Raw genomic sequence first — 11,729 nt, 5'->3', positions numbered from 1 at the left:
AAAGCTGTATAATACTGGTATTTCATTAGAATAATACAAAGGATTTTGTCATGACAAATTGTATAGCATATAGTTACCAGTTTTCCAAAGTAAAAAATCGGACAATAGAGATAAATTTCACTGGAGGTGATATTAGTAGCGATGGAGGTGTGTTGTTATTAAGAGAAGCAGATAAAAGGCTTGGTATAACAGAGGAGCTTGCTAAAATATTTCCTGATAGACGAGATGGTAGTAAAATTACCCATAATATGGCAACAATGCTGAGGCAACGAATTTATGGTATTGCATTAGGTTATGAAGATTTAAATGACCACAATTATCTACGAAAATGTCCTGCTATGCAAACAGCTATGGAAACAATTGATGATATGGCAAGTAGTTCTACCTTATGTCGTATAGAAAACAATGCTGATAGACACTTTGCAATTAAAGTGCATGAACTAATGCTTGATAAATTTATTAAGTCTCATAAAATAGTACCAAAGCAGCTAATACTTGATTTTGATGCTACGGATGATGAAATTCATGGGCAACAGGAAGGTAAGTTTTATCATGGTTATTACGGTCATAATTGCTTTTTACCTTTGTATGTTTTTTGTGGAAAGCATCTGTTAGTTAGTTATCTTAGGACGTCAAAGCAGGATCAAGCAAAACATTCTTGGGCAATATTATCATTGTTAGTAAAACGTTTTCGCCAAGCTTGGCCAGAGGTAAAGATTATTTTTCGTGGTGATAGTGGATTTTGTCGTCATCAGATGTTTGATTGGTGTGATATTCATAATATAAAATATATTGTAGGAATGCCCCAAAATAACAGACTAAATGAGTTACTGAAACCTACAATGGAGAAGTCAAAAGCAGCATTTATTATAACCCAAGAAAAGCAACGTCTTTTTAGTGAGTTTCCATATAAGGCTGGTAGTTGGAGTCATGAACGTAGAATAATTGGTAAGGCAGAAATGACAATGCTTGGAGAAAATCCAAGGTATATAGTAACTAATTTATCAGATAAACCTGAAGATTTATACGACAAAGTTTACTGTGGTCGTGGTGATATGGAAAACCGTATAAAAGAGCAACAACTAGAATTATTTGCAGATCGTACTTCTTGTCATAGATGGTGGGCTAATCAGCTCAGAATGATTTTATCGGGTCTTGCATACACTTTAGTAGAATATATCAGAGGTAATTTATTACAAGGTAGTGCATTAGCAAAAGCACAAATAGGTACAATACGTTTAAAATTATTAAAAATTGGGGTAGTAATTATCCGTAATACTAGGCGTATTAAGTTTTTGTTATCTTCATCATATCCTTACCGACAGGTATGGAATCATGTGATGAAGAAATTAGCATTAGAATAACCTAGATTAGCACTGTTCCCGGTGCTTAGAAAAAATGGGGTAAGGGGCATTACATCTAAAATTTGAAAATAACGGCTTCAAAGCACTTTTTGGCAAAATTTTTACAAAAGTATCATTGCTAATATTATAAATTACTCAATTTCTTACTTTAAATCTCACTTCATGCAATATCCGGGCTAATAAAGATTTCTCATCTCCAGATAATGTATCAAGATAAGTTCTATCTATTGCTATATTATATTTCTTGATTACAGCCATTAATGCTTGTCTTTGTTCTACGTTTAATGATTGCAACACTTCATGTAATACCTCAAATCTGAGACTAATATCATTCTTATTATGAGCAAAAAAATCTACATGTAATCCGGCAATATCCGGGCTTTGACCATGCAGTAAGAATAATTTTCGAATTACTGATGCTGAAATAGATTCTATCAGCCCTAAATGTTGCTCATTAAGTAATACATTATCCGGAGCTACTTGTTCAGCATGCCAAAATTTAGCAAGCTTTAATTGCTCTATGAGATTTGCTGGTAAAGTATCAGCTAAAGTAAATGTTTGATATTTACTACTACCACTATGCCACTTGAAAAATGCCTTAATAAATCCTTCTAGTTGCTCAAAGGTTAAATCTTCCCTTGTTTGAAATTTTTGTCTGTAATTAAAATCTTGGCTATATAAGCCATAATGTTTACCTTCCTTAAACACCAACATGCTTTGCTGACCATTATCAAATAACCAACTCTGATTATCATCAATATTAACTACTTCACCACTATTTCTTGCTATTTTCTTAAGCAGCTTTGTTTCTGGATAATCTTTTAAAAATTGTTGTGCTTGTTGATAATGACTAGCTAGTATTCTTTGCTCACGTGGACTATTATTAGTTTTTTGCTCTGATATAATCTCACCGATATATTTATTATAGGTAAGAACATGATCAAGTGGATTATTATTACTACTCAAAAATTGCTCGGCATGTTTTAAAATTACTGCCATGCTTATTTGGCTATAGATTTTACTAGCTCTCGCTTGCTCCACAGATACTGATTCTTCCAATGGTTCATATGAGAAATTATCAGATTCTTCCTCTTGGCAATTTCCTATATGACGTTTTGTACGGTATTGTGCATTACAACCAACAGCACTTACGCCCCCTGATGGTTCTAAGCCAATTTCTCTTTGCTCTTCTTGTAACTCCGTTAAATTATCTAATGATATTTCTATATATTGTTTATTTTCTAGCTCAATACTTGCTTTTTGTAACTGCTTGATAATTTCTTGATGCTGCTCTTTCCTAGCTATTTCTAATGCCGTCTCACCATTTCTATCACGTAAATTAATATTGGCGTTCTTTGCCACTAATAATGCGGTAATATCCTGATAATTGTCCAGAGCTGCCAAATGTAGAGCACTCTTACCGAACTTGTCTTGAGCATCAATAGCTGCATGCTTTTCCTCTATCAACCATTTAACCAAAGCTAAATTACCTGAAGCAGTAGCAAAGTGCAGTAAACTAGTATCATACTTATCTGGAGTGTTAATATCAGCACCTTGCTCTTCTAGAAGCCATTTAACTAAATCCAAACGGCCAAATTCAGCTGCTTTGTGGAGAATAGTTCTACCAAACTCATCTTTAGCGTTAATATCAGCTCCTTTTTCCTCGGTTAACCATCTAACTACTTCATCCCACTTACCAGTTTTAATCACTTTTTGTTTACCAGGTTCTTCTTCCTTCTCACTACAACTCCATATAGCTCGTTTCTTACGAGAGTGTGAACTATTTGCACCACTACTAGCACTACTACAACTTGAATCGCTTGCTGAGCGAATTAATGGTTCTAATGTCTCTTCTTCTTGTGCCGTACTCAGTCCATGTTCTAAATTCACATCAGTTTCCTTATTTAAAAAGTCAATAATTTCTGTAAGATCAGAATCCTTATTGATAAGGGGATAAGAAGAGCTAATTTTAACAAAAGCATCAGTATTCTTCTTCAAAACTGCACAGAGGAGCATGCTCAAGCATTTGAATAAACTTGACAATAGATGATTATCCTTAGGTGTAATATCCTTTTTTTCTGCCAAATCTAATGCTGTATAACCATCATGGTTTATAGCATCAACATTTGCACCATTATTCACTAACCACTGCACTAACACTAAATTACCACTTTGTGCAACTTTATGTAGCACCGTATTTTCATTACTGTCTATAGCTGCATTAATGTTAATGCCTTGTCCACCTTCTTCCTGAGCCTTGATCAAAGACTTTAAAAAATCAAAATCAATCCTCTTAGCATGACTAGCTGCATATAGTACTTGTGCATCAGCATTGGCATGGTTCTTTATTAACCATTTTGCTATTTTCCAATAATTATGTGCAACAGCTAAATCTAATGCTGCATAACCATCATTGTTTTTAATATTAAATCTGCACCATGATTCACTAACCACTCCACTAATTGATGCTGACGTGTGCAAGTGATTATATGTAATACAGTATCACCATTGTTGTTTTTAGCATTAACATCTGCATTTTTCTTATCTACTAACCATTTTATAGACTCCAGGTGACCTTTAAAAGCAGCTAAATGTAATATTGTGTTGCCATTATTATCTCTATCATTAATATCTCCAACTCTTTCTACTAACCATCTAATTAGCTGCCACTGACCTTTTAATGGTAATTGATTGTCGGCAAAAAACCAAATTGATTTTGTTACTTTTTCATCAGCAACTTGAAGCAGCATCGTTTGACCTTTATCATTTTTAGCATTAACATCTACTCCTTTTTCTACCATTAATTGTAGTAAACCCCATTGCTGTTTATTAATCAGCCTATCTACAATTGCTCTGGCGTGTTGGTTAATATCTTCTATACCTAGTGTAATTAAAAATCGTGCTACACTCCATTGATTATTAGTAACAGCTAAATCTAATACTGTATTACCATCCTTATTCTTAGTATTAACATCTGCTCTATGCTCTATTAAGTACTTTATTAATTTTAAATCAATAAAATTTTTAGCATTTTTTGTATCAACAGCAGCATGCAATATTGAATTTCCATTATTATTTATGGCATTAATATTTGCATTATATCTTATAAGCAATTCTACCACCCTTAAATCACCAGAGCGTGCTGCCATATGTAATATGGTATCACCATCACTATTTATAGTATAAACACTTGCACCATGCTCTATGAGCCATTTTATTATACGATAATGACCTAATTCATAAGTGAGATGTAAAACTGTGTTACCTTTGTCATCGTTTAATAACATTAGATACTTCTGAATATTTTTATCACTAACTTTATTCAATTGTTTCTCTAAATCATTAATATTTGCATTCTGTATTGTTTCAAGGAAAGGTTTTATTAATTCCCACTTTTTTTGAATATCATCAGAGATTAACTTTATTGCTGTATAATCTTCATTCTGTGATATATGTCTTAATAAATACTTTATATTAGGATCGTCCTTATCCTCAGCTTTTCTAAAAATAGTGGCTAAAAGAAGCTTTTGTTGAATATCTTTTTTACAATCTTTTACGCTATCTAAAAATTTCTTAATAAGATTATCATTTTTATTCCGAGCTGCTATATATAAAGCTGTTTCTTGATTATTAGCACGTACCGTAAGAAATGATATAAGTTTTTCTTGATCAGAATTAAAAATATTTAATAGTAGATCAATTATTTGTTCATTATTCTCTTGAGTAGATATGTGTAAAGCTGTTTGACGTGCTTCACTGAAAAATTGTTCTTGTGCTTCTGACCATAGTGTAGTAACTTTTTGTCCATAGAATTCTAATGCATCACTTGGTAATTGCTGTTTAGCTAACTGTCCATTAAGAAATAACCTAATAACTTTATGTTGTAGTTCAAGCAGAATTTTTGTTACTAAGAACTTTTCTGTAGGTGGATATTTTGGATGGCGACCATGTTCTTTTCTTAACCAATTATTTAGTAATTCAGCAACAAAATATTCAGCAAAAGTATAATGAATAAATTCAATAGGAGTAGATTGATCAGATCTGATTATTACACCAATACGAATTAGTGTTTCTAACTCATCATCAGATACAAAAGCCCCATTTGCTCTAACTTCTGAAAGTTGGTCTTTCTTCCCTATAAAATCTTTAGCTTGATCAGAAAATAATTCCTGAAATGCTAATCTCCAATATCCTTTTGTTAATTCTTCTTGAAGCTTTACCTTTTCATATCCTATATCAGCAGATAATCCCATTTTTTCTTTAAAATATATCTTATATTTACCATCAATGATATCTTGATATATAGTTAGCCCGGATATTGCATGAAGTGAGATTTAAAGTAAGAAATTGAGTAATTTATAATATTAGCAATGATACTTTTGTAAAAATTTTGCCAAAAAGTGCTTTGAAGCCGTTATTTTCAAATTTTAGATGTAATGCCCCTTACCCCATTTTTTCTAAGCACCGGGAACAGTGCTAATCTAGGTTATTCTAATGCTAATTTCTTCATCACATGATTCCATACCTGTCGGTAAGGATATGATGAAGATAACAAAAACTTAATACGCCTAGTATTACGGATAATTACTACCCCAATTTTTAATAATTTTAAACGTATTGTACCTATTTGTGCTTTTGCTAATGCACTACCTTGTAATAAATTACCTCTGATATATTCTACTAAAGTGTATGCAAGACCCGATAAAATCATTCTGAGCTGATTAGCCCACCATCTATGACAAGAAGTACGATCTGCAAATAATTCTAGTTGTTGCTCTTTTATACGGTTTTCCATATCACCACGACCACAGTAAACTTTGTCGTATAAATCTTCAGGTTTATCTGATAAATTAGTTACTATATACCTTGGATTTTCTCCAAGCATTGTCATTTCTGCCTTACCAATTATTCTACGTTCATGACTCCAACTACCAGCCTTATATGGAAACTCACTAAAAAGACGTTGCTTTTCTTGGGTTATAATAAATGCTGCTTTTGACTTCTCCATTGTAGGTTTCAGTAACTCATTTAGTCTGTTATTTTGGGGCATTCCTACAATATATTTTATATTATGAATATCACACCAATCAAACATCTGATGACGACAAAATCCACTATCACCACGAAAAATAATCTTTACCTCTGGCCAAGCTTGGCGAAAACGTTTTACTAACAATGATAATATTGCCCAAGAATGTTTTGCTTGATCCTGCTTTGACGTCCTAAGATAACTAACTAACAGATGCTTTCCACAAAAAACATACAAAGGTAAAAAGCAATTATGACCGTAATAACCATGATAAAACTTACCTTCCTGTTGCCCATGAATTTCATCATCCGTAGCATCAAAATCAAGTATTAGCTGCTTTGGTACTATTTTATGAGACTTAATAAATTTATCAAGCATTAGTTCATGCACTTTAATTGCAAAGTGTCTATCAGCATTGTTTTCTATACGACATAAGGTAGAACTACTTGCCATATCATCAATTGTTTCCATAGCTGTTTGCATAGCAGGACATTTTCGTAGATAATTGTGGTCATTTAAATCTTCATAACCTAATGCAATACCATAAATTCGTTGCCTCAGCATTGTTGCCATATTATGGGTAATTTTACTACCATCTCGTCTATCAGGAAATATTTTAGCAAGCTCCTCTGTTATACCAAGCCTTTTATCTGCTTCTCTTAATAACAACACACCTCCATCGCTACTAATATCACCTCCAGTGAAATTTATCTCTATTGTCCGATTTTTTACTTTGGAAAACTGGTAACTATATGCTATACAATTTGTCATGACAAAATCCTTTGTATTATTCTAATGAAATACCAGTATTATACAGCTTTACGAGGATTTTGTCTCCTATATCTCATGCAATATCCGGGTTAGCATATTTAGATTATTAAAATCTTCTGAAAGATCATTATCATTAGTAATAAATTTCTTAAATTTGTCTTGATAACTTTCTGCTAATAAGCGTAAAGTTAGTGGTATTCCCATAAACTTAGTATTCTGCTGCATCAAAACTGTATTCATCATCTTCAATAATTGTTCTACATATATTTTGAATTTAGCATTTGGTGAATCACTGAACAGTTGATTATCTAGGTAATCCTTGCTAAAACTCCATCTAAGATAATTCTTCCAATATTCCTTAAGTAACGCTTTTTGCTTTGGTTCTTCTAATGGTTCAAATTTAATATCAAATACTGATAAACTATCTTGTAAAATATTTGTTTCATGCTCACGTGCGGTTACCAATATAGAAGCTTGAGTATTGTCTTTTAAAAACTTTAATAATTTACTAACCTTATTTTTACCTTGATCTTTAGCTCTATCACCCTTTATTTCATCAAAACCATCATATTTTATTAATAAAGGTTTGAGAGTATTGCCATGTTTAAGTGTGTATTTAGCTAATTTTTTTTCTAACGGTCTCCTTACATTAATATTACCTGTATCTTCCAAAAATTTAAGCACAGCATTAATATCAATATTATTAGGCAACTGATCTATTGCACTCTTATGATCTTTCAACTTTATATCCATAACCCAATATGATTTCAGCATCTCTGATAATATAGCTAACCCGGATATTGCATGAAGTGAGATTTAAAGTAAGAAATTGAGTAATTTATAATATTAGCAATGATACTTTTGTAAAAATTTTGCCAAAAAGTGCTTTGAAGCCGTTATTTTCAAATTTTAGATGTAATGCCCCTTACCCCATTTTTTCTAAGCACCGGGAACAGTGCTAATCTAGGTTATTCTAATGCTAATTTCTTCATCACATGATTCCATACCTGTCGGTAAGGATATGATGAAGATAACAAAAACTTAATACGCCTAGTATTACGGATAATTACTACCCCAATTTTTAATAATTTTAAACGTATTGTACCTATTTGTGCTTTTGCTAATGCACTACCTTGTAATAAATTACCTCTGATATATTCTACTAAAGTGTATGCAAGACCCGATAAAATCATTCTGAGCTGATTAGCCCACCATCTATGACAAGAAGTACGATCTGCAAATAATTCTAGTTGTTGCTCTTTTATACGGTTTTCCATATCACCACGACCACAGTAAACTTTGTCGTATAAATCTTCAGGTTTATCTGATAAATTAGTTACTATATACCTTGGATTTTCTCCAAGCATTGTCATTTCTGCCTTACCAATTATTCTACGTTCATGACTCCAACTACCAGCCTTATATGGAAACTCACTAAAAAGACGTTGCTTTTCTTGGGTTATAATAAATGCTGCTTTTGACTTCTCCATTGTAGGTTTCAGTAACTCATTTAGTCTGTTATTTTGGGGCATTCCTACAATATATTTTATATTATGAATATCACACCAATCAAACATCTGATGACGACAAAATCCACTATCACCACGAAAAATAATCTTTACCTCTGGCCAAGCTTGGCGAAAACGTTTTACTAACAATGATAATATTGCCCAAGAATGTTTTGCTTGATCCTGCTTTGACGTCCTAAGATAACTAACTAACAGATGCTTTCCACAAAAAACATACAAAGGTAAAAAGCAATTATGACCGTAATAACCATGATAAAACTTACCTTCCTGTTGCCCATGAATTTCATCATCCGTAGCATCAAAATCAAGTATTAGCTGCTTTGGTACTATTTTATGAGACTTAATAAATTTATCAAGCATTAGTTCATGCACTTTAATTGCAAAGTGTCTATCAGCATTGTTTTCTATACGACATAAGGTAGAACTACTTGCCATATCATCAATTGTTTCCATAGCTGTTTGCATAGCAGGACATTTTCGTAGATAATTGTGGTCATTTAAATCTTCATAACCTAATGCAATACCATAAATTCGTTGCCTCAGCATTGTTGCCATATTATGGGTAATTTTACTACCATCTCGTCTATCAGGAAATATTTTAGCAAGCTCCTCTGTTATACCAAGCCTTTTATCTGCTTCTCTTAATAACAACACACCTCCATCGCTACTAATATCACCTCCAGTGAAATTTATCTCTATTGTCCGATTTTTTACTTTGGAAAACTGGTAACTATATGCTATACAATTTGTCATGACAAAATCCTTTGTATTATTCTAATGAAATACCAGTATTATACAGCTTTACGAGGATTTTGTCTCCTATATCTCATGCAATATCCGGGTTATGGGTAATTTTACTACCATCTCGTCTATCAGGAAATATTTTAGCAAGCTCCTCTGTTATACCAAGCCTTTTATCTGCTTCTCTTAATAACAACACACCTCCATCGCTACTAATATCACCTCCAGTGAAATTTATCTCTATTGTCCGATTTTTTACTTTGGAAAACTGGTAACTATATGCTATACAATTTGTCATGACAAAATCCTTTGTATTATTCTAATGAAATACCAGTATTATACAGCTTTACGAGGATTTTGTCTCCTATATCTCATGCAATATCCGGGTTAGGTGTAAGTAACATCAGGAACTATGAGCCTATCAAAGGTGAGAGAATAATAATTGCTGCTGATAATGATGGCAAAGATGTAGTATCAGTTAATACTGTAATTAAGGCTCAGGAAGAATTAATTAGGCAAGGAGCGACGGTAGCAATAATACGACCACCAGAAAAAGGCGATTTTAATGATATGTTAAAATCCCAAGGAGCAGAATCTATAGACAAGCTTATAGAGCCTGAAATAATAAAATTAACAGCAGCTAGTAAGGCAACAGAACTTAAATCATCCTTAAAAGCAAATGATAATAGCAAATCACAAATTAAGTCTATAGAATTACTATTTTCAAAATTTGCAAATAACGATAATAACGGACTAAATAATTTGCAACAACAGCAAATAACAGCTCTAGCCAAGTTTGGCACAGCAGAAAATATCGATACTGCTTTACAAATCTACAGAGAAAAAGGTATAGATTCTTGTACTGCTTATAGTAACAAGATTTGCATAGCAGCAATAGAGCAGAAGATACAGAAAGATTTACAAATTATGCAGAATAAATTTGATCCTAATTATAATCTTGGTGATAAAAAATTTTCTGATATAGTAGTACATGATTTTCAAGGCAAAAGCCATCTCGTCCCTGAAGATTACTTAAATGCCATAGGAAGAGATAAACAAGTAATGCAATATATAAGTCCAAGCTCAGAAATAGCTAAAGAAATAAGAAGTGCGGTAAAGCAAGTATCTGAGATCAAGCTAAATCAAGGAATAAGAGTTTAGAGTGTAGTGTAATAATATTTTATCAAGTTAAAAAATATAAATATATGAGTGAACAAGGAAACCTGCTGGGTGATCCAGATAAAGGCACAAAGAAAGCTAAGCATGATAAGATATTTCGTAAGGCACTGGAGAATCCTCTAGTCGCCCATGAGTTCTTTAATGCACATTTGCCCCCAAATATTAAAAGTTTAATAGATTTTCCTAGTTTAGCAATGGAAAATACCACTTTTGTAGAAAGCTCTTTAAAAGATTCTATCTCTGATGTTTTATTCTCATGCAAATTTGATAAACAAGACGGATACTTATTTTTGCTTGTAGAACATCAATCAAAAGCAGATCATTTTATGGCTTTTAGGCTTTTTAAATATATGATTAATATTTGTGAGCGATATTTAATACAAAATCCTAAAGCTAAGACTTTACCATTAATATACCCGATGATATTTTACAATGGTCAGGAGAAATACAATGTTGCAAGGAATTTGTGGGATTTATTTGCTAATAACAAATTAGCAAGAGAATTATGGATTAATGATTACCAATTAGTGAATGTCCATGAAATTCCTGATGAAGAGTTTAAACAAAGGATATGGTCAGGGATATTAGAATTTTTTCTCAAGCATATACATGAGAGGGAATTATTAAAAAGATGGCAAGAAATATCAGATATATTACCGGAATTAACCAAAATAACGATAGGCTATGATTATCTAGAAATGATATTATATTATACTTTGACAAAGATAGAGCAAGCTGATAAAATAAAGCTAGAAGATTTATTATCAACAAAGTTGAATCCAGAAATAGGAACAAGGCTTATGAGAAGTTTAGCAGAGCATTGGCAACAAGAAGGAAAAGAATTAGGTATTTTTGAAGGCTTACAAGTTGGTAAAGCTCAAGGTATCCAAATTGGAAAAGCTGAAGGAAAAGCTGAAGAAAGAGTTGAAATAGCAAAAAAACTATTATCCCAAGGTTGCAATATTGCTTTAATTTCTAGTGTAACCGGTCTTGATGAAACTTTTATTCGTTCTTTAGAGTAAATATGTTTCTTGTAAAATTTACTCTATAAAAATTCTGAAATAACAAAAAAGTTTTTTATACACAGCTTACCTCTAAAATGCATAGTACTAAATT

8 protein-coding genes and 1 pseudogene are annotated in these 11,729 nt (G+C 32.3%); 3 read left to right on the top strand and 6 right to left on the bottom strand.

All coding sequences use genetic code 11. From position 1 onward, the window contains the following. The first annotated feature begins 50 nt into the window (after positions 1-50). Entirely contained in the window at positions 51-1,364 is a 1,314-nt protein-coding gene (locus tag AAGD48_RS01575) for an IS1380 family transposase (RefSeq protein ID WP_341789277.1), read from the top strand. Between the two features lie 135 nt (positions 1,365-1,499). Here the strand turns inward: AAGD48_RS01575 and AAGD48_RS01570 are convergent, their stop codons facing one another. The 6 genes from AAGD48_RS01570 to AAGD48_RS01545 all read right to left on the bottom strand — a co-directional run bounded on the left by AAGD48_RS01570 (position 1,500) and on the right by AAGD48_RS01545 (position 9,732). Further along, entirely contained in the window at positions 1,500-3,818 is a 2,319-nt protein-coding gene (locus AAGD48_RS01570; protein WP_341790186.1) for an ankyrin repeat domain-containing protein, read from the bottom strand. Next, complete coding sequence (locus AAGD48_RS01565; RefSeq protein WP_341790185.1) at positions 3,758-5,617, bottom strand: ankyrin repeat domain-containing protein; 1,860 nt, start codon at positions 5,615-5,617, stop codon at positions 3,758-3,760. The genes AAGD48_RS01570 and AAGD48_RS01565 overlap by 61 nt, the downstream gene beginning before the upstream one ends. Positions 5,618-5,850: 233 nt before the next feature. Next, positions 5,851-7,164 carry an IS1380 family transposase gene (locus tag AAGD48_RS01560; protein ID WP_341789277.1) on the bottom strand — a complete coding sequence of 438 codons (1,314 nt, stop codon included), beginning with the start codon at positions 7,162-7,164 and terminating at the stop codon, positions 5,851-5,853. A 66-nt stretch (positions 7,165-7,230) separates the two neighbouring features. Then, positions 7,231-7,905, bottom strand: a complete 675-nt coding sequence (locus AAGD48_RS01555) for a hypothetical protein (protein WP_341790184.1) — start codon at positions 7,903-7,905, stop codon at positions 7,231-7,233. A 227-nt stretch (positions 7,906-8,132) separates the two neighbouring features. Further along, positions 8,133-9,446 (bottom strand): IS1380 family transposase, encoded by a 1,314-nt coding sequence (locus tag AAGD48_RS01550; protein ID WP_341789277.1) that lies wholly within the window; start codon positions 9,444-9,446, stop codon positions 8,133-8,135. Between the two features lie 73 nt (positions 9,447-9,519). After that, on the bottom strand, positions 9,520-9,732 hold the full coding sequence (locus AAGD48_RS01545) for a transposase (RefSeq protein ID WP_341790183.1): 213 nt from the start codon (positions 9,730-9,732) through the stop codon (positions 9,520-9,522). Between the two features lie 80 nt (positions 9,733-9,812). Here AAGD48_RS01545 and AAGD48_RS01540 point away from each other — a divergent pair. Together AAGD48_RS01540 and AAGD48_RS01535 are read left to right on the top strand one after the other, a co-directional pair. Continuing rightward, a pseudogene (locus AAGD48_RS01540) lies at positions 9,813-10,595 on the top strand (toprim domain-containing protein); the annotation flags it as partial. A 44-nt stretch (positions 10,596-10,639) separates the two neighbouring features. Further along, a complete protein-coding gene (locus AAGD48_RS01535; RefSeq protein WP_341790182.1) occupies positions 10,640-11,635 on the top strand; it encodes an Rpn family recombination-promoting nuclease/putative transposase in 996 nt (331 codons plus the stop codon). Positions 11,636-11,729: the final 94 nt, after the last annotated feature.

Source organism: Rickettsia endosymbiont of Polydrusus tereticollis (assembly GCF_964026385.1).
Taxonomy (GTDB): Bacteria; Pseudomonadota; Alphaproteobacteria; order Rickettsiales; family Rickettsiaceae; genus Rickettsia.
The sequence above is the reverse complement of the archived record's forward strand: the minus strand, read 5'-3'. Positions and strand labels throughout refer to the sequence as shown.

What these genes read in the sequence shown, in the direction of transcription:
- AAGD48_RS01575 (WP_341789277.1), top strand. Translation starts at nt 51, where the DNA reads ATGACAAATTGTATAGCATATAGTTACCAGTTTTCCAAAGTAAAAAAT.
- AAGD48_RS01565 (WP_341790185.1), bottom strand. Translation starts at nt 5,617, where the DNA reads ATGGGATTATCTGCTGATATAGGATATGAAAAGGTAAAGCTTCAAGAA.
- AAGD48_RS01560 (WP_341789277.1), bottom strand. Translation starts at nt 7,164, where the DNA reads ATGACAAATTGTATAGCATATAGTTACCAGTTTTCCAAAGTAAAAAAT.
- AAGD48_RS01550 (WP_341789277.1), bottom strand. Translation starts at nt 9,446, where the DNA reads ATGACAAATTGTATAGCATATAGTTACCAGTTTTCCAAAGTAAAAAAT.
- AAGD48_RS01545 (WP_341790183.1), bottom strand. Translation starts at nt 9,732, where the DNA reads ATGACAAATTGTATAGCATATAGTTACCAGTTTTCCAAAGTAAAAAAT.
- AAGD48_RS01535 (WP_341790182.1), top strand. Translation starts at nt 10,640, where the DNA reads ATGAGTGAACAAGGAAACCTGCTGGGTGATCCAGATAAAGGCACAAAG.